Here is a 25,807-nt window from a genome sequence, read left to right on the forward strand (position 1 = left end):
TATTAATATTTAGGTGTTTGTAACATAATTAGCTAAATAACGTCTAATAGGTACACAATTAAAACTTTAAATATAAAAATGAAAGAAGACAAACAGTTATTGGTAATTACACATTTAAGTCAATTATTAGATTTTGTAACCGGTATTGGCGGCTTTATTGTTCCGTTGGTTTTATGGTTAACAAAAAAGGATGAAATTTTTGGAATGGACGCACATGGAAAAGCAATTCTAAATTTTAGAATCTCTATGTTTATTTACCTTTTGCTTTGTATTCCGTTAATATTTTTATTTGGGTTAGGAGTAGTGGGTATGATTGTAATCGGGATTTTCTATCTCATTTTTCCTATTATAAACGCCATAAAAGTAAGTAACAATGAAACACCAAAATATCCTTTTAGCATTACATTTATAAAATAGAAAAAGAGAAGTAATATAGAATTAAAGAATCGCTCATTTGGGCGATTCTTTTTTTTTAATAATTAAGTAAAATATACTGTAGGTATTTTGGGCGTTACCTTTCAGGTCAGGCTTTCCACTATATCTTTTTGTGAAAAACAAAAAGGATGCCGTTTCAATCCTTAACGCAGGCAAATTATCGACTATAAGAAAAATTGATACTGTGTTTTATTTTTGTAAGTGTTTATTTTAATTAACTTAAATTCAATATTTTAAATGTATTCTAGTTAAGTTTTGGTTTAAGTTTTTTTTTGTTGTTCGTAGCGCTGTCTTAGATAAAATATTACCTTTATAAGGACACTTATATCGAGATAAATACCCTTTTAATCACAAAAAAAGAAGCAAAAATTTTAATTAAATTCTAAAATATAAAGGTTAAATGTTTTTAATAATATCCTCATATTCGTAAAAGAAAAGCTCAAATTTAGGCATGGTTTCCATGTAAAACTCAAAACAATCTCTCCAAGAATTTTTATTATAAATACTAAATTTTCCATCAAACGGTACGTAAATTCTATGAATTTTTTTTCCGCTTTCTAGTTCGTATTCATCATTATAAATAACTTCTGGTAACTCATTTTCTAACAAGGTTTTTAAAGACAACATTTGGTCGTAGTAGAGTAGGTTTACCAGTTCATCCGGGTTTTCAATATCCAAACAAACCATTGCTTTTTTTCTTTCGGCAACAAACTTAAAAGAAAATCCTTTTATTTTGGTGTTGTATAATAACCATTTTCTTGGAAAAGATTTCCCAAAACTAGTCCAGAATTCTTTACGTAATTGTGCAGCTTCTTCTTTAGAGAACATTTGTTATTTGTTATTCGGTGTAAATATGTGAGCCTTTTCTGTACTAAAGCCATTAGAAAACCAAGTTCTATAATATAAAAGATCTGTATTAAAACTTGTAGAAATTAAATTGGCTATTACTTCTAATTTGTTGTTGTTAAAATCAGTATTTACTTTATCAATACTTAAAATAATTCCAAAATTATGGTCTTTAGGTACGTTATCATCGCATTCATGTAAAGAGCCAAGTTTATAAGGTTTGCTTATATTGTAATCGATTCCGTTAAAATTAACTTCTGCGTATTCTGTTTCATTCTCGGTATTAAAAGTCATTTGTGGCAATTCTAGTATAAGACTAAGCTTTAGGCAAAATTCTTTTAAACTAAGATCAACAAAAGTAGAAAAATGTTCAATTTTAGAAATATTTTCAATATCCATAATTTGGTATTTATCCGTGAATTTTTGCGGTATTTCCTCTTTCTTTCATCATTTCTGCTTCAAAAGCTAATAATGCATTCCATTTTTTGTCAACAATTTCTTTGTCTTGGTATTCACGAGCAAATTTTAAAAAAGTAGTATAATGTCCTGCTTCAGAAATCATTAAATTGTTGTAGAATTTAGACAATTCTTCATCTTCCATATTTTCAGAAAACACTTTAAAACGCTCACAACTTCTAGCTTCAATTAAGGCAGCTACTAACAAACGCTGAATTAAAGCATCTGTTCTGTCTTTTGTTTTGTTAAAGAATTTTTGCAAACGAATAGCATAATCATTCTTTTGCTCACGTCCCAATACCATTCCGCGTTTTACCATTAATAAATGTACCATTTTAAAGTGCTGCATTTCTTCAATAGCAATATTGCTCATTTCTTTTACCAACTCTGTTTCTTCTGAGTAGTTAATGATAATAGAAACTGCATTAGAAGCTGCTTTTTGCTCTAAAAAAGCATGATCTGTAAGTATTTGTTGTAAATTATCTTTGGCAATTTCTGCCCAAGAAGTTGCTGTTTCAAACTGTAATCCTAACATATTAATTATATTGTTTTTTGTAACCCCATACCAAAATAAGCTAGGGCTTTAATTTCTTTAACACTCGCTAATCGTTCGTTACCAAATATTAAAAGTCCTTTTTCGGTAGCAGAAATATGATATTGTTTATTGCTTTCAAAGAACAAAATTAATTCATCTGTAAAAAAGGTTCTAATTTTTTCTTCATTTTTTCCTGCTAAATAAAAACGTTTACTAAAATCCGGATGGTTATCAATGTCAATATCCTTATAACCTGCAAATTCTAAAAGATATTCAAACAAACCTTCTCTATCTAATGTAAAGTTAGGTACCTGTTTTAAAGGATGAATATGTAACATGGTTGTTTTAATCACTTGTTTAGCAATCATTGCACCTTCTGTAAAATGAACATCAAAAATGGTACAATCTTCATTAGAAAGTACATTAGAAACTTTATCTATATGGCGTGTTTTAAAATATCCAAAAGTTGGTAACTCTTGCATTTCTAATGGTGAGTTTGCATAATATTTCCAATGCATTGTTTCACTAATTAACTGTATGTTTTTTTGTCTTTTAGTTAAAACATTTACTTTAGTGCTGCTTTTTGCAGGTAAAGATTTTCGCAGTGCAAACGGATGTTCACTTCCAGATTTAGAATCGTCTAAACCAATTACTTCAAAATGCCCACCTTTTCTGTGAAAGGATGCTGTGTAATTACTCATGTTTTCCATTACAGAATGATCTACAAAATCACACAAAGAAAAATCGATAATAGCTTCTTCAGATTCCGGAATTTGGTCTAATTTGGTTTTTAGTTTTGTATAATTTAAAAAGCTAGAAAAATTCTTTACGCTTACATAATACTTATCATCTTCTTTAAACATTAAAACATTTGGTTTTAAAACATTTTTTAAGAATAAAAAGATATTTTTATTGATGATTACATGAATAATAAAAGTGCTTAAAATACCTACAACAATTCCTGTAATTAAACTTGTTAAAATAGTTGTAAATAAGGTGATTAGAAAAATAATTAACTGTTCAGAACCAATACTAAAAACCTTTTTTATATTGTCTGGAGATGCTAGTTTATACCCTGTAAAAACTAAAATAGCAGCCAATGCAGGTAAAGGAATTTTACGTAATTCGGTAGCAAATAATAAAATAAAAGCAATTAAAAAGGTAGCATGAAAAAAGTTTGAAGACCTATTTGTTCCTTTATTATTTACATTTACAGAACTTCTTGCAATAACGGCAACTACATTTAATCCGCCTAAAAAACCACTAATAACAGTGGCTAAACCCAAAGCACGTATGTCTTTATTTACATTAGATCGTCTTTTTAATGGATCTAATTTATCAACAGCTTTAATACTTAGTAAACTTTCTATACTGGCAATTAACGTAATGGATATCACCACATTTATAAAACTTGCATGGGTTATTTTACCAAAATCTGGAAAAGCAAAATTAGAAAGTACATCATTTGGCAATGCTATTAATAAACTTTTATCAATTGGGTAATCTGCTATAGAAACTAGGTCGTAATAATAATACATACCTACACTTAAAACTACAATCCACATAGGTGCCGGAATTAGTCTTAAGTACCTATTTCTTATTTTTCCATAAAAAATCATAATTAATAAGCTACCAATACCTACCAATCCTGCATAAAACATGCTCGAATTGTCTGTTTTTATCAAATTTAAAATACCTTCTGGTACCTGAATTAAAAGTTCTATAATGCTTCCTTTTGCATCTAAATTACCAAGCATTACATGAATTTGCTTTGCAAAAATTCCTATTCCAATGGCAGCCAACATCCCTTGTATGGCAGAGGCCGGAAAAAAATCACCCAAAGACCCCATTCTTAGAAAACCAAGAAGAATCATAATAACACCAGAAATTACAACGGCCGCAAGTGTGTATAAAAAACCTTGATGCATGTCTCCTTCACCCAAAGTAGTAATGGCGCCTAAAATAACAACTACCAAACCATTTCCAGGCCCTGTAATAGTTACGTTAGAGCCTCCAATTATAGAAACTACAATACCGCCAATAACGGCAGCAATAACACCAGAAATTGGTGGAGCACCAGAAGCTAAAGCCAATCCTAAACCTAAAGGAAGTGCAATTAAAGAAACCACAAAACCAGAAAAAAGGTTTTGAGGAATATCACTAAGAAACGTTTTAAAAGTATTTTTTTTCGGCATTTATTTAACAATTAAAACATCGGTTGGTAGTTGAGATAAAATATACTCAAGATCATGAGGAAAAATTCTATCTAAAAAACCAAGTTTATTTGGTGCGTTCATAATTAGTAAATCGGCTCTTTTTACTTTTGCATAATGGCCTATAGAATAGCCTCTTTTACCAAAAATACTTTGTGTGTTTATGGTAATATCATTACAATTGATGTCTTTTAAGATGGTTTTTACACGTTGGTCTTCTCTTGTTTTTAACCTTTCTTTTTTTATGGTAGATTGTCTTAATGTTTTATCATCACTTACTTTTACTTTTAGTTCATTCTGACTTACTTCTTCTACAATGGTAATTTTACTACATTTTATATGTTTGGCAAAAAGGAAAGCTGTTTTAATAGTTTCTTCTGTTCTGTCATCTTTTAATCCATTTACCACAATATGATTGCATGGAACTCTTGTAATTGAGGGTTTTATCAATAGTAAAACAGAGCAAGGAGCTTTTCTTGTAATTTTTCTGGCAATAGAACCTACATAGTATTTTAAGAGGTTTTCTTTTTGCAATGCTCCTAAAATGAGTAAGCTTATTTGCTCTGTAGCACAGGTGTCTATAATTATATCTACCGGATTGCCTTCTTTCCAAATAGCTTTAAAGGATTTTTTTAAAGGATCTGCAGCAGACAAAAGCGCTGTTAAGTCTGTTTTTTTTTGTTGTGATTTTGCACCTACATGAACCCCAACTAATTCAGCATTAAACATATTAGCTAGTCTTACGGCTTCAAATATATTTGCTTTTAAATTTGGGGAAAATGCAATACCAATTAGAATTTTATGAATATTTTGCAAAAAAGATGTTTAAAGGTTTACTTATAGGCACAATATAGTAAACTTTATAAGAAAGAAAAAAACTATATTTTTATTTTTATGATACCTAAACATTCTTAAATTTACATTTAATAGAATCGTTAAAATATGTTAGAATTAGCCGGAATAATTATTTTAGGAATATTAGCACAATGGGTGGCTTGGAAATTTAAGATTCCTGCTATTTTACCTTTAATTTTAATAGGTCTTTTGGTAGGACCTATTGCTGCAGAATTTTTGAGTGAAGATGGTACCAAATGGATAGAACCTATTTGGAATGGTGAAAAAGGACTTTTTCCTGGAGAAAGTTTGTACTATTTTGTGTCTTTAGCCATTAGTATTATACTTTTTGAAGGAGGGTTAACTTTAAAAAGAAATGAAATAAAAAATGTAGGCCCTGTAATAACCAAATTAATTACACTTGGTTCTGCAATTACTTTTTTTGGTGCTGGTATTGTTGCGCATTATATTTTTAATTTAGGATGGGAGCTTTGTTTTCTCTTCTCTGGGTTAATAATTGTAACAGGACCAACGGTAATTACTCCAATTTTAAGAAACATTCCATTAAAAAAAGATATTTCTACAGTTTTAAAATGGGAAGGAATTTTAATAGATCCTATTGGTGCTTTGGTTGCCGTTTTAGTTTTCGAATTTATTAGTGTAGATGGTGGTAGTGGTTTTACAAAAACGGCTTTAATGGAGTTTGGTAAAATTTTACTTTTTGGTACTACTTTTGGATTTACGTTTGCGCATGCACTTGCCTATGCAATTAATAAAAAATTAATTCCGCATTATTTACTAAATGTAGTTTCGTTGTCTACTGTTTTATTGGTTTTTGTAGAGTCAGAACTTTTTGCACATGAATCTGGGTTATTAGCAGTAGTAGTAATGGGAATGGTTTTAGGAAATGGTAAATTAAGTAACTTAAAAGAATTGCTTTATTTTAAAGAGTCGTTAAGTGTTTTGTTAATTTCTATTTTGTTTATTTTGTTAGCGGCAAACATCAATATAGAAGATTTACTTTTATTGTATACCTGGAAAACAGCAGCCCTTTTTGCCATTGTAGTTTTTGTAATTAGACCTTTAGCGGTTTTTGCAAGTACTAGAAATTCTAATTTAAAGTTTAATGAAAAGCTATTTATAAGTTGGGTTGGACCACGTGGAATTGTAGCTGCAGGTATTGCTTCATTATTTGGTAGTAAGTTAATGAAACAAGGTGTAGAAGGAGCAGAGTATATTACTCCTTTGGTTTTTATGATTGTTTTAGGAACCGTTTTATTTAATGCAACTACGGCACGATTATTTGCAAAAATGGTGGGAGTTTTTCTTAAAAGTTCTGAATCTATTTTATTTGTTGGAGCATCTAGTCCTGCAAGATTAATTGCTAAATATTTAAAGGATAAAGGGAAACGTGTTATTTTAATAGATTCTAATAAAGATTATATTAAAAAAGCATTAAAAGCAGATTTAGAAGCTTTTAGAATTGATATTTATAATGAGGTTCTGTCTGATAATATTGAGTTAAATGACGTTGGTTATTTAATTGCAATGACGGGGAGTGAAGATGTAAATAAGTTTGCTGTAAATAGTTTTGCCAAAGATTTTGGAGAGCAAGGAGCGTATAGATTGGCTACTTCGGAAGAGATTTTAAAAACAGATGTAAGTATTGAAGAACAAAGTAGTTTCTTTACACCAAAAGATGATTATATCAATTTAAGTGAGGCTTTTAGGGATAATCCTAAAATATACGAAGTAGAAATTAAAACGGAAGAAGAATACGATACTATGCTTTCTAAATTATTTAATGAACTAAAATCGGTACTTTTATTTGTTAAGAAAGATCATAAATTATATTTAATATCAGAATTTGAAAAAGAAAAACTGACCAAAGATAATTGCACGTTGGTGTATTTGGGTAAAAATGTACAAGACAATTTAAATTCACATTAATAAAAAACAGCTTAAACCTTAAATGTTTTAGGTTAAAATTATAATCGTCTTTTACAGTCTTAAATTGATGGAATCTTTTAGATTTTAATTAAGAAATATGCATGGATATTACTAATCTAAAAAGATAGTTGGTAGTATTTATGTGTTTTCCTTTAGAACTTTAAAAATCTTTATAATATTATTTATTTTCTTGGCGTTTCGATGAAATAAGTAAAATAAAGGCTACATATCTAATTCAAAAGTTTGGCGTAATTTATCTAAAAGAGGATTTATTTCTCTCATTTTCTTGTATTTTTCTTGTGGAGTATAAGCAAACTTTTTTTCTATGGTTTCATTCAAAATAACCGTAAGACTAATTCCGTAATTATTAAGTTTAGCTCTTAAGAAATTTATCAATTTAGCTCTTCCTTTTTTAAATTGATCTTCCATTAACTTGTTAGGTACCATAAAAGAAATTTTAAAGTCTTTACCTAATTTGGGTACATCGGTACCTACAATAGATGCCATACTTCGTTCTCCTTTTTTGATCAATAAGGCAACATATTCTCTCCAAAGATTTTGTAAAGTTTCTTCTGTAAAAGGATCTTTTGGGTGATTGTCGAAGTTTTCTTCTACAGCTATTTTTTTTATAACTTTTTTCTCGTGGATACTTTTTAGAGATAAAGAAGAAACCCTTCTGCCAGCAGATTTTAAAATAGGTTTAGCTAATTTGGGTTTAGGTGTTTCTACCTTTTGTGGTTGCTCAATTGCCGTTTTTTTCTGTATCGGTTTTACAATTTCTTTTACTGCAGGAGAAAGTGCTTGAAAAAAGGTAGCAGGAATTATGTAGTTAGCTGACTTTTTTTTTTCTCCATCAAAAGTGATAGAGGCAATTTGCATAATGGTTAATTCTACCAGCAGTCGCTGATTTTTACTTGCTCTATAATTTAAATCGCATTGATTTGCTTTTTCTATAGATTGCATTAAAAACGGAATACTAGCTTTTGTGGCTTGTTCTAAATATTTCTTTTTAGCAGCATCTCCAACCTCTAACAACTCTAAAGTGGCTTTGTCTTTGGCTACTAATAAATCTCTAAAATGACTTGCTAATCCGTTTATAAAGTGATGCCCCTCAAAACCTTTACTTAACACCACATTAAAAGCATTTAACACCTCAGGTATTTTGTTTGTTAGCATTAAATCTGTCATATTAAAATACGTTTCGTAGTCTAATACATTTAGGTTTTCTGTAACGGCTTCTCTTGTTAAATTACTTCCAGAAAAACTAATAACTCTATCAAAAATAGACAAAGCATCACGCATTGCGCCATCCGCCTTTTGGGCGATAATATGCAAAGCATCATCGTCTGCTGTAATATTTTCTTTTTCACAAATTACTTTTAGATAATTTTTAGCATCTAAAACACCAATTCGTTTAAAATCGAAAATTTGACAACGAGATAAAATTGTTGGAATAATTTTATGTTTTTCTGTGGTTGCTAAAATAAAAATAGCATGTGCAGGTGGTTCTTCTAATGTCTTTAAAAAAGCATTAAAAGCTGCCTGAGATAACATGTGTACCTCATCTATAATATATACTTTGTATTTACCTGTTTGTGGCGGTATACGAACTTGCTCTGTTAAACTTCTAATATCATCTACAGAGTTGTTAGAAGCAGCATCTAATTCAAAAATATTAAAAGCAAAATCTTCATCTGCAGCAACTTCTGCATCTTGTTGATTGATGTTTTTAGCCAATATTCTTGCACAAGAAGTTTTACCAACTCCACGCGGACCTGTAAATAATAGGGCTTGCGCTAAGTGATTATTTTTTATAGCCTTTTCTAACGTGTTTGTAATGGCTTGTTGCCCAACAACATCCGCAAAGTTTTGAGGACGATATTTACGCGCAGAAACTATAAAATGCTCCATGTATTGATTTGTATTTATATGATTAATGTCTGTTCGAGCGCAGTTGAAAACTATAAATAAACTTTTTGACTGTGCTCAAGGAGACAAGTTTGTTTTTATTAAATAAAGTAACAAAAATAGGTATCTACTTCTTTTTTTACAAGTAGGTTTCTTAATTAAATGCTAAAGTTGTAAACATATTGTAAATAGTTGAATTTTGTTACGACTATAAAAATGGTTATTATTATATTAAATTAAAGTTCGGAAAATTGTACTAAAAATAGGCCCACTATTTTCTGTGCAATTTTCTTTTAACAATTATAATTATTTATACAATGAATATTTTAAAGTCTATTACTATTATAAGTTTCTCTCTATTATTAATTTCTTGTTTTGGTTTTACTAATAAAAAAGAAACACAACCTAAAGCCACATATATTGCCAACCAAAATACTAAAGTTGCTTATTTTGCTAGTGGATGTTTTTGGTGTGTTGAGGCTATTTTTGAAAGTGTAAATGGAGTAGAAGAGGCTGTTTCTGGGTATGCTGGTGGTACTACACTAAACCCAAGTTATAGAAGTATTGGTACAGGAAAAACAGGTCATGCAGAAACGGTTGCTGTATATTATAACCCCGATAAAGTTTCTTTTAAAACTTTGGTAACCGTGTTTTTTGGTTCTCAAGATCCAACTACTAAAAACGGACAACATCCAGATTACGGTTCGCAGTACAGGTCTATCGCTTTTTATAAAACAGATGCTGAAAAACAAATTATAGAAAAGGCTATTAATCAATTAAATAAAGATGTCTATAATGGAAAAATAGCAACGGAAGTTACAAAGTTTAAAAAGTTTTACAAAGCAGAAGAATATCATCAAGATTTTGAACGTAGAAACCCTAACCAAGGATATGTTAAAGCGGTTTCTGTGCCTAGATTAAATAAATTTAAAAAGAAATTTCCTCAACTTTTAAAAGATGATGTGCATTAAGTATTGGTTAATTTGATTCTTTTAAATTAAAAAATAATGTACAATTATAGTTTAATAAAAAAAGGTTTGTAACAATAGAGTTACAAACCTTTTTTTTGTAAAGAAATTATTTTTATTTATTAATAGAATCTCTATAAATTAAATTTCCTTGAATACTCCATGCAAAATCCAACACAACGGTGTTTTTATAATAAGGAGCATCTAAAGCGGTGTATTGGTCTGTAATATAATATTGAAAAGCATCTTTTATTTGAGCTACATTATACAACCTTGCTTGCCCATGACAGCTCATGCAATTTGTTTCTATACCTACTTTATTTAATTTACCACCCACATATATTTTTTCTGATTTCCTAAAGGCACCAATTTTCTGATAACCTTCGCTATAATATTTTATAATACTATCGTTACCGCCAGAATTACTTTGATTTTTATGATTAGGTTTAGGAGCAACATCAAATGTAGCTGCATTAAAACCTGCTTCTAAATAAGGGTTAAAAGCATAAATAGATTCTTTTATAGGTTCATTAGTTGTAATTGCATTGGTACCGTTAGTGTAAGGTTGTGCAGGACTAATCATATTATAAGCTACCGACATTGCATAATGTTTTGCTGCAATATCTAAACTAGCAGGTTGCTTATTAGCAATGATTGATGAACTTGGACTTTGTGGTGCGGTAGGATTTTCTGACCACCAAAAAGTTTGCCATGTCCATCTTCTATTTTCTCTTGTATTTACATGCATACCCACCAATATTGCATATTGTCCTGCTTTGGGAGTTCCACCAGTAACAAAATTGGTTCCTTTTAATTCTTCTGCTTGTTCTTTATTTAATTTAAAGTGAATAAATTCGTTAATAGAAAACACTTTATTTACAGCATCTGTTGTTCCGGTAGTGGTAATTGTTATATCGTTTTTCCAAGATTCAGGACCAAATCCGTGAGCGATTACAGAATCCATTGGTATTTGATTATGGTACCCTGGCCATGTAGGAAGCCTATATTTTCCGGGAGCAATTTTTACGGTTATAGTATCTGTTAATACCTGAAAAACAGGTTTTATCAACACTGTTGAAGCTGGGAAAGCAGGAATGTTTACTATTTTTCCTGGTTTTATCATACTTTTTAAAACTTCAAAATAATACAATTGATTGTTGTAAATATGTGCTGCAGAAGTAGGATTACATTTAACAAAACCAACAACATCGGCACTTTTTACTTGGTCTCCATGTATGTTTTGATGTGGGATAACTAAATGACCTGTGTGAGATCTATTTATATCTTCTAGTTTAAAAGCACTATTCTTTTTTTGAGCATTTAACGCTGTTTTAATATCTCCTGGAGTATACCAAGTTTCGAATCTTCTTAATTTTTGACCATTATTATCTTGATTGGTATATGCTGTTAATGCATCCCAAATATCCCAACCATGTGTAATAATATTGGTGTTTGTTTCTAGATTATCAATTACAGTACTGTTTTTTATCCAATTATTAATGGTTGTAGAATCTGTAGGAAATTTTTGACCAGAAACCAATGTAGTTGGCATTGGTACTGCTGTAATTGGTGTGTAAGTTAGTATCTTTTTATCTTCCTTTTTTTTTGCAGGGCTACATGCAAATAACAATAATGCTAGACTTGCATACATAAAATAATTTCTCATAAGTTTTAGGGTTTAGGTTAGTTTTTAATATAAAGTTGTGCTCTTTTTTATACTTAAAAAGAGTTATGTAAACTTAGTTTCTTTTTAACGTATCAATCAACACGTAGAAACCCTCGTTTTTTATTTGCTATAATTTTTCCTTTTAGTTACTTATTTGTTTTTTCTGATGAGAGGTTTAAAAGTATTTTTTTAGTGTAGTTTTATTAAAAGAAGTTTATTCATTTTACTGTTTTTTTTGATAAAGTTAGGTTACGTCATTTTATTTTAAAATGAAAACAAAAAAAAGCCTCACAAAAAAGTGAGGCTTCTTAAAATATATTTTGATTAAAATTTATTCTTCAGTTTCGGTTGGTGCTACTATTCCTAAATTGTTTAATACTAATTTTGTAATATCAAAATTGTTATCTATGTAAGCAAATTCGTTACCAGAAACCGTTAAAACTTGTGTGTATTTACCAGATTTGGCAACGGTAGCAATGGCATCACTTAATTTTTTATATAAAGGGCGCATTAACTCTTCTTGCTTTAATTGCATTAGCTTGTTTCCGTTTTGTTGATATTTTTGAATATCAGCTTCCATTGCAGCTAGTTCTTTGTATTCTGCTTGTTTAGCAAGTTCTCCGAGTGTTTTTTCATTTTTTTTAAAAGCATCTACTTTGGTTTGATAAGTTTTTACTTTAATATTAAAAGAAGAATCTAATTTTGCTCCGTAATTTTGAGATCTTTGTAATACAATTTTAGTTTCTGGCATTAGGCTTAAAATATATTCGCTATCTACTGTACCTACTTTAGATTGTGCAATAGAAATGGTGCTTAACAAAGCAATAGCAATAAATATAATTTTTGATTTCATGTTTTAGATTTTTTGTGGAACAAAGATATAAAAGTGAGTGAATTACAAAAGTTTTTATAGTTTTGATATGTTAATTTTATCAGAAATTTCAGCAATAATAGTATTTATGTCGGTTTGGTAATCAAACCATAAGGTATTTTTATCTCTCTTAAACCAAGTACCTTGTCGTTTTGCAAACCTTCGGGTGTTTTTTTTAATTTCGGAGATAGCAAACTCTTTGGTAAAATCACCATCAAAATAAGAGAACAATTCTCTATAACCTACCGTTTGTAGAGCATTTAAGGTTTTATGAGGGTATAATGTTTTTGCCTCATCTAATAAGCCGTTTTCTATCATAATGTCTACACGCATATTTATTCTGTTATAAATAATTTCTCTGTCTGCGTCTAATCCTATTTTAATAGAAGTAAAATTTCTAGGTGCTTTGGGTTTGTTTTTAAAAGTAGAATAGGGAATGCCAGAACCAATGCAAACTTCTAAAGCCCTCATTACTCTTTTTGGGTTTTGCAGTTCTATAACATTATAGGTTTCTAAATCTAACTCTTTTAACTGTTCTTGAAGAACTTCTACACCTTCTTTTTCTAATTGTAGAGTTAATGCTTCTCTTATTTTAGGATCTACTTCTGGAAAATAATCCAATCCTTTTAAAACGGCATCTACATACAAGCCAGATCCACCAACCATAACCTGAATTGGATTTTCTTTAAATAAGTCGTCTAACTTAGCAAGCGTATCTCTTTCAAAAGAGCCCACATTATAATCTTCAAAAATACTTCTGTTTTGTATAAAGTGATGTTTTGCGGCCGCCAATTCATGTGCTTCTGGTACAGCAGTACCAATGGTCATTTCTTTGTAAAACTGTCTAGAATCACAAGAAATAATATCACTTTTAAAATGATTAGCCAATTGAATACTTAATGCTGTTTTACCTATTGCAGTGGGACCTACAATGGTAATTAAAAAATTATTAGAAGTCATTTAGTTTAATTTACTACCACAGTTATAACAAAATTCTGCGCCATCTTTATGGTTTTCTTTTCCGCAATTTGGGCAAGCTTGTGTGTTGGTATGTAGGTTATTGTCGTTATTTTTAGTCATTTCAGAACTTACAATTCCTGTAGGAATAGCAATAATACCATACCCTAAAATCATAATAATGCTAGCAATTAATTGCCCAAAAGGTGTTTGAGGAGCAATGTCTCCAAAACCTACTGTTGTTAAAGTAACAATTGCCCAATACACACTTCTAGGAATGCTTGTAAAACCATTTTCTGCACCTTCTACCATATACATAATGGTACCTAAAATGATGCACAAAATAACTACAAAAAATAAAAAGACAGATATTTTTGCTTTACTTGCTTTTAAAGCGAGTAATAGTTTATTAGAAGCACCAACATATCTTGCTAATTTTAAAATTCTAAAAACTCTAAGTAAGCGCAATGCTCTTAGTGCAGCAAAATGATGAGAGCCTATAATTACAAGCGATAAGTATTTTGGTATGGTAGATAGAAAATCTATAATACCATAGAAACTAAAAATATACTTAAAAGGTTTGTTGATGGCAACAACTCTTAATATATATTCTACAGAAAATAGAATGGTAATAATCCATTCAGAAATATTTAAATAGGTATGATATTTGGCATCAAAACTTTCGATACTTTCTAGCATTACCAATAAAATACTAGCAATGATGGCAACTAATAATATTACATCAAAAAGTTTCCCTTCTTTAGTGTCTGCTTCATAAATAATTTCATGGAGTCTGTGTTTCCAAGAAGGTTTCTTATCGGTTGAATTCAATTTTTATATAAATTTCTTTTACAATACTACAAATATTTACTGATATAGCATTTTATTTCTACTGTTTTTCTCTTTGTTTACAAGGGGTTTTAAAAATAATGAAAAAAAACAAACTTTTTTAAAACCAAAACTACTTTATCCTTGTAATTATCTACGAGATTCAATTAAAAATAAACTTAAAAACTCATAGCATGAAAACAGTAAAATTTTTAATAGCAACCGTTATCGCAACGATTATCAATTTCATATAGTAGCGGTTTGTGTTTTAAAAGCAAATGAGTAATTAGAGTTGCTAGAAGGTTAAAAAAATGAATGATTAGGTACTTTATATGAATTAGGTTAATTAACATAAAAAGAGGTTAAAAATATTTAAATTCGCGCAAAAATTATAAAAATGAAACAAAAGCTAATACTTTTTTTTACAATTACACTTTGTTTACAATCTTTTGCTCAACATTTAAAAGGGCGTGTTGTAGATGATTTTAAACAACCTATAGAGAATGTATATATCTACAATTCGATAAAAAACACACATACACACACTAATGAAAACGGAAGTTTTATTCTAGAAAATACGGTAGCTGATGATATTTTAGAAATTGGTCTTTTAGGTTTTGAGAAAAAAGAAATTACTATTACTAAAACCGATATAGAAAACGGAATTACAATAGCCTTAGTTTCTAAAATATTTCAGTTAGATGAATTGGTGTTACGTAAAGAGATTAATGCTTTAGAAACCATTACAAAAGTAGATTTAGAGTTAAATCCGGTAAATTCTTCTCAAGAAATTTTAAGAAAAGTTCCAGGATTAATTATTGGTCAGCATGCAGGTGGAGGGAAAGCAGAGCAAATATTTTTAAGAGGTTTCGATATCGATCATGGTACAGATATTTCTCTTTCTGTAGACGGAATGCCAATTAATATGGTTTCTCATGCACACGGACAAGGATATAGCGATTTGCATTTTCTAATTCCAGAAACGATTCAGAAAATTAATTTTGGTAAAGGACCATATTATGCAAATACGGGCGATTTTAATACTGCTGGTTATGTAGATTTTTCTACCAAAAAGGCCATAAATAACAATTCGGTTTCAGTAGGTTTTGGAGATTTTAACTCTCTAAGAACTTTAGGGATGTTTAATTTGTTAGATACTAAGAAAGATCAAAATGCGTATGTTGCTGTAGAGTATATAGAAACAGATGGTGCTTTTGAGTCGCCACAAAACTTTAATAGAGTTAATATTTTTGGTAAATACAACGCTTTTATAAATGATACAGACAGAATTTCTTTAACTGCGTCTCATTTTACAAGTAGTTGGGATGCTTCTGGACAAATACCAGAAAGAGCAGTAGCAAACGGAAGTATTAACAGATTTGGCGCTATAGATGATACCGAAGGAGGTTTTACTTCTAGAACAAATTTTAACATTGAGTTAAATAAAACCTTAGATGATGCTTCTTTATTAAAAGCAAATGCATTTTACTCTCATTATAATTTCGAGTTGTATTCTAACTTTACTTTCTTTTTAGAGGATGCTTTAAATGGAGATCAAATTAAACAATTTGAAGATAGAGATATTTTTGGAATGAATGTACAGTTATCTAATATTGTAAATTACGGAAACGTAGAAGCTACGTATACAAAAGGAGTAGGGTTACGTTACGATTTAATAAATGATATTGAGTTATCTCACACAAAAAACAGGTCAGAAACGTTAGAGCAAATTCAGTTAGGTAGTGTAAAACAAACAAATATGTACGCTTTTTTTAATGCTGATTTTGAAGTTGGTAAATTTAAAATATCACCATCTGTACGTTTAGATTATTTTAAGTTTTTATACAATGATCGTTTAAATCCAACTTATACAACGCTGTCAAAATCGGAAGCAATTGTAAGTCCTAAATTAAATTTTTTATATACACAAAAAGATAATTTACAATGGTATTTAAAATCAGGAATTGGGTTTCATTCTAACGATGCAAGAGTAATTTTACAACAAGAAACAGATAAAATTTTACCAAGAGCTTACGGTGCAGATTTTGGTAATATATGGAAACCGACTAAAAACTTAGTGTTAAACACGGCGGTTTGGTATTTGTTATCTGAAGAAGAATTGGTTTATGTTGGTGATGCTGGTGTGATAGAACCTTCTGGTAAATCAGAAAGATTTGGTTTTGATTTTGGATTGAGATATCAATTTACAGATTGGTTGTATTTAGATACAGATTTAACAGCTACAAAAGCAAGAAGCTTAGAAAATATTTCTGGGGAAGATTATATTCCTTTATCGCCAGATTTTACAATGTCTGGAGGATTATCATTCTCTAATCTGGGGAACTTTTCTGGCGGTTTACGTTATCGTTTTATAGATGATAGACCTGCAAATGAAGATAATTCTATTGTTGCAGATGGTTATTTTGTAAGTGATTTTAACATCAACTATAAAATGAAAAATATCACGTTTGGTGTAGCGATAGAAAATATTTTTGATGTAGCATGGAATGAAACTCAGTTTGCAACAGAAAGTAGATTACAAAATGAAACGGAATCTGTAGAAGAAATTCACTTTACACCAGGAACTCCGTTTTTTGCAAAAGCAACCATTACATATGCCTTTTAAATAAAAAAAAGTTTTAGTTAGATAAATGTCTATTACAGCAATGTGATAGACATTTTTTATTGATTGTGTTTTAGCAAGTGAATTTTTGCTTTTTTGGCGGTCTTTTTTTGAGTAAATTTTCTTCTTCTTTTTATTACTTGATACCTAAAATCATCAAAAAATAGACTAACGATTAAAATAAGAGCTGCAAAAATTAAAGAATTTAATTTTAAATCTAATTTAGAATAAAAGAATCCAGCCGTTAATCCACCAGAAAAAAAGAATATAATAATAAAAACACGAAGTTTAATATTGGTTTTTAGTTCTTTTCTTTTTGATTCTAATTTAGGAAAACATAATAAAGAAAGATCGATACCTAAATCGGTAAAGAGTCCTGTTAAATGTGTTGTTCTTACTACTGCATTAGAAATTTTGGTTACAAAAGAGTTTTGTAATCCCATGGCAAAAAGGAGTAAACAAATTAGTAAATTTACATACCTCATTTCTATAAAATCACTTATAATACCTATTGTAATTAAAACAATACATTCTATTAAGGTTGGTAATACAAAAACATTGAGCCTTTTAGTTTCGCTAAAAAATTCTATTAAAAAACTTGATAAAAAAGAACCAAATAGAAAAGAGAAAATATAAAGAAAGTAGATGGTTCCTTTCCAAAAATTAAAATTAGCTAAATCATAAATAAATAAAGCAAAATGACCTGTTACATTTGTGGTTAATTGTTTAAAAGCAAGGTAACCTGTAACGTTTACCATACCTGCTACAAAAGAAAGAATTGTTGCAATTCTTAAATTATGTTTTACCGTTCTGCTTTTACCTTGATGTCTAAACATTCGCTTATTATTTATTCTGATTTATAAATTGCAAGTAGCATTCTAACCTATAACAAGACAAGAAAAGGCAACCGAATTCAGAATTTTAAAATAGGCGGCAAAGTTAGTTTTTTTGGATGAGAATATTGGTAAACAGTATACCTATTTGCAAATACAAAATATCTGACAAATGCTTATAAAGTGTTTTAAATAGTACAAAATTGTTAATATAAAAGAGTGTTATTTAGTGCAACCTGTTATTTCTAAAATATAGCTAATTATTTTATTTTTTTTCTAGGATGATATAATCGCTTTCAGAAATAATAATTTGCTTGTAAAATTCTTTTAAGGCATAGTAGTCGTTTACCGAATAATATTTTTTAGCAATGTTTAATCTAGTTAAAATATTTATATTATTTCCTTTTTGTATAGTTTTAACAATAAAGTTACCTCCATTATTAGGTAATGATATAGCCTTGTCTTTTGGTAGTTTTATGATTTTATAGTCTGTTGGTATTTCTAAAGTTAAATAATAATTATCTCTTCTAGAGTATCCAAAATCTACGGGGTAGTATCTGTCTTTTAATTGAAAAGGATTTTGTTTTATTCTATTAAAAAGAAAAGGATTAATTCTTATTTTATTACCTAAACTTTCATTCATTTCTAATCGTATGGTAAAGTCTTCTTCTAAACTTTTATCTAAAGCATCTAAGTTTTTAACTTTATAATCTTCTATTTCTATGTTTTCATTTTTTGCTTCAAAATCTTCTAAGTAATTTTCTTCGCTTTTTAAAGAAATCTTTTTTCTTTGTTTAGAAGCAAAATAGCCGTCTCTTCTTATTCTTAAATACCCTAAAAATGCACCTTCTTCATCTAAAGTAAGTTTAGCTGAAATATTTATAGCGGATTGATTTTTAGGTTTTAGCGTTACCCAAAAGCTTTTATCTTTATAATTAATAACTCTTGCTTCGCCATTTAGCGTTCTAACAGGAACCTGACCAAATGGAATATATTTTTCTGTAGCGTCTAAATAATAGTATTTTCCATCAATAACTGCTTGTACAATTACATAATTATAATCGTAAATAACAGGAAATAGTTTTGTAGGTACACCATTATTTCTGGTAGATAGAACTACTAAATTAGCATCTATGTTTGCTGCTTTTAAACTATTGTATAAAGAAATATTTATTTCACCAACATCACCCGTTTTTTCTTGAAATGCATTTTTTACTTTGGCGTCTTCATTGGTCCAATAATTATCATTCCATGTAAAATGATTCGAAATAAAGCGGTACACTTTTTTAGCTCTTTCTAAGGTGTTTTCTGTTGTTAAAATTTCTTCAGGAATATATTTTTTAAAAAAACTTTTTTTGGAAGTTTGATTGTTAAAGAAATGAGATTGCAGCGCTTTATCTGCTTTTTTCCAAGTTGTGGTTAAGTCTGTGGTAACTCCATCATAGCCCGTATTTGATTTTAAATCGAAAGAAATTCTTGAAATATAATTCTTTTTACTTAGCATATAATCCTCTTCCTTAAAAGCAGGGATATTATTCATTCCATAAGAATAAATTGCACAGGCACCTTCTCCAAGACCATCAATAATAACGCATTTTTTGTCTACAGATGGTTCGTCTTTATCTAATTTTAAATAGCCAATAATTCTTATGTTGTATGTGTAATTTCCTAAAATGGATGCATCAAATTCACTTTTTACTTTTGGTATATCAGACTGAAAATACCAATCATTAATACCTAGGTAAGGAGATAAAACGCTGTATTTGTATTCTATAATGCTACCTTCTTTTATATTAGGTAATGTAAACTTTTTAACCGTCCAAGTATCTCGTTCTTTGGTTGTAAAAATATCTTTGTCAGAAAGATAAGTGGTGTTCATTGTGCCTTTTTCTGTAATATTATAGGTAATGGCGCTTATATTTTCAATTTTTTGTTTTTTATATAAATTAACAGTAATGTTAGCTAAGTCAAAAGAAGATTTGTCTAATATTTTAATTCTAAAGTAATAATCAGTTCTTGGTATTTCATCATTTTCTCTATCGGGATATCTATTTGCATGTTCATATAAAACCACGGCAGTTGCTGTAGAATCTTTATCGTAAACCGTCATTTTTAATTCGTCTAAAGTGGTTTGACCCAATTTAGTTGATTTACTTTTTTGTGCAGTTAATGTGTTTGATAGGAGTGAGAGTACTAGTAATAGGGTAATCTTTTTCATTTACAAGCGTATAATTTTCTGTACTTTATATTTATTGATGTAATTTTTAATAATAGTTTTAGCTTGTAATTTATTTTCGATAGGAGTTAAAACTGCTTTTAAAATATCTAATTGGTTTTCTTGATAATTTAGATTTGTATACCCATATCCATAAACTTCATTATTTTCTATTAAAATGATGGCATTTTCTTCTGGTTCTCTACCTTTTTCTAGAATGATAAAATTATCATTATTAAAGTTCTGAGTTGTTGTTTTTTGTTTCTTTCTAAAATTAAATTTTGGTAATAATGTTTCTAATTCTATCGAGTGTTTTAAACGTGTAAATAGTTCATTACCCGTTTTATCAAAAGAAATTGTTTGTGCTCTTTCTTGAATTTTAATGGCCCTTCTTGTTTCTTTTAAAAAGAGATTGTTTACTTCTGCTTTAATGTTTTTTCCTTTTCCTAAATAAATAACTTTTCCTTCTTTGTCATGGATGTAAAAAACACCTTGTATAGTAGGTATTTCCTCTATTAAAGTTCTTAGTTTTTGTTTCTGATTTCTTCTGTCAAAATATTTTATAGAACTTTGTATAATGGTTTTGTTGGTGTCTTTTTCTAAAAGTAATTTAAATAATTGTACAGTTGCCAAAGCATCTCCAGACGCTCTATGTCTGTCTGTCATTGGTATGCCTAAAGAACGTATTAGTTTACCTAAACTGTAAGAGGGTTGGTCTAAAATTAATTTCTGACTTAATTCTACAGTACACAAAGTATTTCTATTAAAATCATAACCTAATCGATCAAATTCTGTACTTAAAATTCTGTAATCGAATGTGGTATTATGAGCAACCAAAATACAATCTGAAGTAATTTCTATAATCCGTTTTGCAACCTCATAAAATTTGGGTGCATTTTTAAGCATTTTATTATTGATGCCCGTTAATTTTACAACAAATTCTTGAATGGGTTTTTCTGGATTTACCAGGCTAATAAATTGGTCTACTGTGGTATGACCATCAAATTTGTAGATAGCAATTTCTGTGATGCCTTCTTCATTAAATTTACCTCCTGTAGTTTCTATATCTAAAATTGCGTACAAAGTCTTCTTCTTTAACGATAAAATTACGCATTATAATTTCTATGACCAAATATAGAGCTACCAACTCTTACCATAGTACTACCATTTTCTATTGCTAACAAATAATCTCCGCTCATTCCCATAGACAATGTTTTTAAGTTACAGTTTATAGCACTAATTTGTGTTTTTTTGATATCGAAAAAGGATTTTAGTGATGAAAATTCTTCTTTTAATTGTTGTTGATTGTCTGTAAATGTTGCCATTCCCATAAAACCAATAATTTTTATATTTTCTAATGTAGCGAATTCTTCTGATGATAAAATTTCTTCAATTTCATCAAAAGAAAGTCCAAATTTGGTTTCTTCTTTGGCTATTTTTACTTGTAACAAACAATTAATAACTCTGTTATGTTTTTTTGCTTGTTTGTTTATTTCTTTTAATGTTGAAAATTTATCTACTCCATGAATTAAATCTACAAAATGTGCCATGTATTTTACCTTGTTACTTTGCAAATGACCAATCATGTGCCATTGTATGTCTTTTGGTAAAGCATCATATTTATCAACCATTTCCTGAATTTTATTCTCCCCAAAAATGCGTTGACCAGCAGCGTAAGCTTCCTTTAGGTCTTCTATTGGTTTTGTTTTAGAAACAGCAACTAAGGTTACCGTTTCTGGAATTGATTTTTTTATTGCTAATAGGTTTTCTTTAATCATGTATTGAATCTTTTTTAAAAGTAATTCTCGATACAAATTTTTGTTTCTCAAAACTCACTCTAACCAACATATTCTTAAATGTTACTTTGTGCAGTTTTATTTTTCGAAAAATTGTATCGAGAAGTTTTTAATTTATAAAATTAATTTTTCAATAAAGCTATAATTTGATGTGCCAATTCTACACCAATTCTATCTTGTGCTTCTTTGGTTGCTGCACCAATGTGTGGCGTTAAAGAAATTTCTGGATTCATTAACAGTTGTACAGCGGGTGATGGTTCTGTTTCAAAAACATCTAAACCTGCAAATTGTACTTTACCGCTTTCAATTGCTTTTACTAAATCTACTTCGTGTAAAATTCCTCCTCTTGCCGTATTTATAATACCAACTCCATCTTTCATTTTTTCAATTTCTGATGCAGAAATAATATAATCTTCTTGATCTGGGGTATGTAATGTAATAAAATCAGACTCTTTTAAAAGTTCTTCTTTATCTACAGTATCAATAACAAAAGTAGTTTTTTGACCGTTAAAAAACTCTAATGTAATAGGTGCGCTGGTTACCTTATCGTCGGTAGCCAAAACATTCATACCAATACCAATAGCAATTTTGGCAACTTCTTGTCCAATGCGTCCAAAACCAATAATACCAATCGTTTTTCCTCTTAACTCTATACCTTCAGAATAGGCTTTTTTTAATTCTTTAAAACGAGAATCACCCTCTAAAGGCATTTCTCTATTTGACGAATGTAAAAAACGTACCATCCCAAAAAGGTGAGCAAAAACTAATTCAGCAACAGATTCAGAGGATGCTGCAGGAGTGTTAATTACTTGCAATCCATTGTCTTCTGCGTAATCTACATCAATATTATCTAAGCCAACACCACCACGTCCTATTAACTTTAAACTAGGGCAAGCCTCTATTAATTCTTGTCTTACTTGTGTAGCGCTTCTTACTAAAATTGCATCAATATTGTTTTCATTGATATAATTTTCTAACTGATTTTGAGCTACTTTTATGTTTAGTACTTCAAAACCTGCTTTTTCTAAAGCGTTAATTCCGCCTTTAGAAATTCCATCATTTGCTAATATCTTCATTCTTAAATATGTTCAAAATTTAAAATTTATAGTTCAAAGTTTATTAATACTCAAAATTTTGAATATTAAATTTAAAACTTTAAGCCTTTTTTTCTAGAGCTTGCATAACATCTACCAAAGCTTGCACGCTATATAAAGGTAAAGCGTTGTACATACTAGCTCTATAACCACCAACACTTCTATGACCGTTTATACCGCTAATTCCTGCATCTGCCCACATTTTATTAAACTTTTCGGTTAAAGATTCATCCGTTAAAACAAAAGTAGCATTCATGTTACTTCTATCTTCTTTTTCTACAACTCCTTTAAACAAAGGATTTCTATCAATTTCATTGTATAAAAGAGCTGCTTTTTTATTGTTTACCTCTTCAATAAATTTAATTCCGCCTAAATCTTTTAACCATTGCAATGTTAACATAGATACGTACACGGCAAATACAGAAGGTGTATTAAACATGCTGTCTTTGTCTATATGAATTTGATAGTTTAGCATAGAAGGAATGTGTCTTTCTACTTTGCCTAAAATATCTTCTTTAATAATAACTAAAGTTGCTCCGGCAGGACCCATATTTTTTTGAGCACCCGCATAAATTAAGTCGAATTTTTCAAAATCTAATTGACGAGAAAAAATATCTGAACTCATATCACAAACCAAAGAAACATTGGTTTCCGGAAAGTTTTTCATTTGTGTTCCGGCAACGGTATTGTTACTTGTACAGTGAAAATAATCTACATCTTCAGGAATCGTATATCCTTTAGGTATATAATTATATCCTTTGTCTTTAGAAGAACCTACTTCAACAACCTCACCAAAAGCTTTAGCTTCTTTAATAGCTTTGTCTGCCCAAGTACCCGTATTTAAATATGCTGCTTTTTTATTTAATAAATTATAAGCAACCATTAAAAATTCTAAACTTGCACCACCTTGTAAAAACAAGGCTTGATATCCTTTATTTTCTAATCCTAACAACTCTAAAGCTAAAGAACGCGCTTTTTCTATTACTTCTACAAAAGGTTTGCTTCTGTGAGAAATTTCTATTAATGATAAATTATCATCATTAAAATTTAAAATTGCTTCTGATGCTTTTTGCAACACTTCTTGTGGTAAAATACAAGGACCTGCACTAAAATTATGTTTTTTCATACTCTTAAGTTCAATGTTTAATATTTTAGATTCAAAGCTGTAACACTTTGCGAACTTTGCGAAAAACTTAGGGTCTTCGCGATTAATTTTAAAATCTCTTTGCGAGGGTTAAATGGTTGATAAAAATTCTAATGTATTTACACCATCTGCATAATCTGTTAGCTTAGGGTATTGTGTTTGCCCAAAAGCAACTTCATTTTCTATAAAGTCTTTGGCAACAATACATTGAATCTTTTCTCTATCTTGATGTAATTTTATTTTTAAATCTATTTCGTTATCATAATATTCGTAAAAGACGGTTGCAATAGGGGAGGCGTAGCTTTCATCTTCCTTAATCATTAGAAAACCGTTTTCTAATAAATCGAACAAACTCATTAAATATACGGCTTTGTTATAATCGTAATTATTAGCGTATTTGGCATTATTAATCATGTCTTTCTTAGCATACATTCCTGTAAAGAAAGCATCAAAATTATAATCTTTTGGTACGTATAATTTAGAAACCGATCTACAACCTAACCCAAAATAATGAAAAACATCGTCAGATAATTTAATAAAATCTTCTTCTGTTTCTTTTCCGGTAATCACAGCCACAGAGTTTCTGCTCTTTCTTATAATATTTGGTTTATTTTTAAAATAATATTCAAAATAACGCGCTGTATTATCGCTTCCTGTAGCAATTACGGCATCAAAATCTGTTAGTTTTTCTTCTGTAAAAGTAATTTTACCTTTAAAATTAGGATCAACATACTCTAAATACTTGGCTAAAAAGGGTAATAAATGCTTGTCGTTAGAAGATTGTTTTACCAATACCTCATGTCCCGAAATTAATACGGATAAAAAATCGTGAAACCCAACCAAAGGAACGTTACCCGCCATAATAATGGCAACTTTTTTAGATGGATTGTTGTTTAGTTTAACATCTTTAGAAAAGTGTGTTAAATTGCTTTCTGTTAGCGCTTTACTCCAAGACTCAAAAGTAAGTCGAATATTTTCTTTTGTAAACCAAGAGTTATTTTCTTGCGCTAATTTAATTTGATGTAAAAAGCCATCAAAAAATATTTCATTATGTTCAATACTATCGATTTTTTTTATATTATCGATAGAAAACTGTCGTAAAAAGTCGCCTAATTTTGCGAATGCAGTAATTCTGTTTTGAATACTCTTCATTTATTTTGGTTGTCTATAATATTGGCTTTATTTTTGCAACTGCAAAGGTACAAAAACAGAACAGAAAATTATGGCAATTATAATAACAGATGAATGTATAAATTGTGGGGCATGTGAACCAGAATGTCCTAACACTGCAATTTACGAAGGAGCTGACGATTGGAAATATTCTGATGGAACAGATTTAAAAGGAAATGCGGTTTTACCAAATGGTAAAACAATAAACGCCGATGAAGATCAAGAACCTGTTTCTGATGAAATTTATTACATCGTTCCAGATAAGTGTACAGAATGTAAAGGTTTTCATGATGAGCCACAATGTGCTGCAGTATGTCCTGTAGATTGTTGTGTGCCAGATGACGACGTTGTAGAAACAGAAGAAGAGCTGTTAGAGAAACAACGTTTTATGCATAATGAATAGATGCTAAACTTTTAAAAATAAAATTCTATTTTTTTAAAATTAGATATAAAAAATCCCGAAGT

General features: G+C 29.5%; 22 protein-coding genes. 5 read left to right on the forward strand and 17 right to left on the reverse strand.

The window, feature by feature from the left end; all coding sequences use genetic code 11:
• The first annotated feature begins 78 nt into the window (after positions 1-78).
• Positions 79-417: a DUF4870 domain-containing protein gene (locus tag WG951_RS01505; RefSeq protein WP_105048452.1), complete on the forward strand. Its 339-nt coding sequence runs from the start codon at positions 79-81 to the stop codon at positions 415-417.
• 414 nt (positions 418-831) lie between these two features.
• Here WG951_RS01505 and WG951_RS01510 read toward each other — a convergent pair whose 3' ends face one another.
• From WG951_RS01510 to WG951_RS01530, 5 genes are read right to left on the reverse strand one after another with little or no spacing between them, the layout of a single operon-like run.
• On the reverse strand, positions 832-1,263 hold the full coding sequence (locus WG951_RS01510; RefSeq protein WP_105048453.1) for a DUF4268 domain-containing protein: 432 nt from the start codon (positions 1,261-1,263) through the stop codon (positions 832-834).
• A 3-nt stretch (positions 1,264-1,266) separates the two neighbouring features.
• Positions 1,267-1,680, reverse strand: coding sequence for a hypothetical protein (locus WG951_RS01515; RefSeq protein WP_105048454.1), 414 nt, complete (start codon positions 1,678-1,680; stop codon positions 1,267-1,269).
• A 10-nt stretch (positions 1,681-1,690) separates the two neighbouring features.
• A complete protein-coding gene (locus WG951_RS01520) occupies positions 1,691-2,272 on the reverse strand; it encodes a tRNA-(ms[2]io[6]A)-hydroxylase (RefSeq protein WP_105048455.1) in 582 nt (193 codons plus the stop codon).
• 5 nt (positions 2,273-2,277) lie between these two features.
• Entirely contained in the window at positions 2,278-4,467 is a 2,190-nt protein-coding gene (locus WG951_RS01525; protein WP_105048456.1) for a SulP family inorganic anion transporter, read from the reverse strand.
• Complete coding sequence (locus WG951_RS01530; RefSeq protein WP_105048457.1) at positions 4,468-5,301, reverse strand: universal stress protein; 834 nt, start codon at positions 5,299-5,301, stop codon at positions 4,468-4,470.
• A 126-nt stretch (positions 5,302-5,427) separates the two neighbouring features.
• Here WG951_RS01530 and WG951_RS01535 point away from each other — a divergent pair, with 126 nt between their 5' ends.
• Positions 5,428-7,269, forward strand: coding sequence for a cation:proton antiporter (locus tag WG951_RS01535; protein WP_105048458.1), 1,842 nt, complete (start codon positions 5,428-5,430; stop codon positions 7,267-7,269).
• A gap of 222 nt (positions 7,270-7,491) precedes the next feature.
• On the opposite strand, the gene dnaX is transcribed toward WG951_RS01535, so the two are convergent.
• Positions 7,492-9,180, reverse strand: a complete 1,689-nt coding sequence (dnaX, locus tag WG951_RS01540) for a DNA polymerase III subunit gamma/tau (RefSeq protein WP_105048459.1) — start codon at positions 9,178-9,180, stop codon at positions 7,492-7,494.
• 314 nt (positions 9,181-9,494) lie between these two features.
• On the opposite strand from dnaX, the gene msrA reads away from it, so the two are divergent.
• On the forward strand, positions 9,495-10,148 hold the full coding sequence (msrA, locus tag WG951_RS01545) for a peptide-methionine (S)-S-oxide reductase MsrA (protein WP_105048460.1): 654 nt from the start codon (positions 9,495-9,497) through the stop codon (positions 10,146-10,148).
• Positions 10,149-10,260: 112 nt separating this feature from the next.
• Here msrA and WG951_RS01550 read toward each other — a convergent pair whose 3' ends face one another.
• From WG951_RS01550 to WG951_RS01565, 4 genes are all read right to left on the reverse strand, one after another.
• Entirely contained in the window at positions 10,261-11,811 is a 1,551-nt protein-coding gene (locus tag WG951_RS01550; protein WP_105048461.1) for a hypothetical protein, read from the reverse strand.
• Between the two features lie 331 nt (positions 11,812-12,142).
• Positions 12,143-12,664 (reverse strand): OmpH family outer membrane protein, encoded by a 522-nt coding sequence (locus WG951_RS01555; protein ID WP_105048462.1) that lies wholly within the window; start codon positions 12,662-12,664, stop codon positions 12,143-12,145.
• A gap of 54 nt (positions 12,665-12,718) precedes the next feature.
• A complete protein-coding gene (gene miaA / locus WG951_RS01560) occupies positions 12,719-13,642 on the reverse strand; it encodes a tRNA (adenosine(37)-N6)-dimethylallyltransferase MiaA (protein ID WP_105048463.1) in 924 nt (307 codons plus the stop codon).
• Positions 13,643-14,470: an ion transporter gene (locus WG951_RS01565; protein WP_105048464.1), complete on the reverse strand. Its 828-nt coding sequence runs from the start codon at positions 14,468-14,470 to the stop codon at positions 13,643-13,645.
• A gap of 394 nt (positions 14,471-14,864) precedes the next feature.
• Between WG951_RS01565 and WG951_RS01570 the strand changes: the two genes are divergently transcribed.
• Positions 14,865-17,093: a TonB-dependent receptor gene (locus tag WG951_RS01570; RefSeq protein ID WP_105048465.1), complete on the forward strand. Its 2,229-nt coding sequence runs from the start codon at positions 14,865-14,867 to the stop codon at positions 17,091-17,093.
• A 56-nt stretch (positions 17,094-17,149) separates the two neighbouring features.
• On the opposite strand, the gene WG951_RS01575 is transcribed toward WG951_RS01570, so the two are convergent.
• The 7 genes from WG951_RS01575 to WG951_RS01605 form a co-directional block, all read right to left on the reverse strand.
• Positions 17,150-17,926, reverse strand: coding sequence for a YoaK family protein (locus WG951_RS01575; protein WP_105048466.1), 777 nt, complete (start codon positions 17,924-17,926; stop codon positions 17,150-17,152).
• 262 nt (positions 17,927-18,188) lie between these two features.
• Positions 18,189-20,141, reverse strand: a complete 1,953-nt coding sequence (locus WG951_RS01580; RefSeq protein ID WP_105048467.1) for a transglutaminase domain-containing protein — start codon at positions 20,139-20,141, stop codon at positions 18,189-18,191.
• Positions 20,142-21,221: an exonuclease domain-containing protein gene (locus WG951_RS01585; protein ID WP_105048468.1), complete on the reverse strand. Its 1,080-nt coding sequence runs from the start codon at positions 21,219-21,221 to the stop codon at positions 20,142-20,144.
• Positions 21,222-21,244: 23 nt separating this feature from the next.
• Positions 21,245-21,916, reverse strand: coding sequence for a YggS family pyridoxal phosphate-dependent enzyme (locus WG951_RS01590; protein ID WP_105048469.1), 672 nt, complete (start codon positions 21,914-21,916; stop codon positions 21,245-21,247).
• Positions 21,917-22,056: 140 nt separating this feature from the next.
• On the reverse strand, positions 22,057-23,010 hold the full coding sequence (locus WG951_RS01595) for a D-2-hydroxyacid dehydrogenase (RefSeq protein WP_105048470.1): 954 nt from the start codon (positions 23,008-23,010) through the stop codon (positions 22,057-22,059).
• 79 nt (positions 23,011-23,089) lie between these two features.
• The gene (gene serC, locus WG951_RS01600) at positions 23,090-24,154 is read right to left on the reverse strand and encodes a 3-phosphoserine/phosphohydroxythreonine transaminase (RefSeq protein ID WP_105048471.1); all 1,065 of its coding nucleotides are present in this window, start codon (positions 24,152-24,154) and stop codon (positions 23,090-23,092) included.
• Between the two features lie 108 nt (positions 24,155-24,262).
• Positions 24,263-25,324 carry an acyl-CoA reductase gene (locus WG951_RS01605; RefSeq protein ID WP_105048472.1) on the reverse strand — a complete coding sequence of 354 codons (1,062 nt, stop codon included), beginning with the start codon at positions 25,322-25,324 and terminating at the stop codon, positions 24,263-24,265.
• 70 nt (positions 25,325-25,394) lie between these two features.
• On the opposite strand from WG951_RS01605, the gene WG951_RS01610 reads away from it, so the two are divergent.
• A complete protein-coding gene (locus WG951_RS01610) occupies positions 25,395-25,745 on the forward strand; it encodes a 4Fe-4S dicluster domain-containing protein (RefSeq protein WP_105048473.1) in 351 nt (116 codons plus the stop codon).
• The last annotated feature ends 62 nt before the right edge of the window (positions 25,746-25,807 follow it).

The sequence above is a fragment of the Polaribacter butkevichii genome, assembly GCF_038024105.1.
Lineage (GTDB): Bacteria > Bacteroidota > Bacteroidia > Flavobacteriales > Flavobacteriaceae > Polaribacter > Polaribacter butkevichii.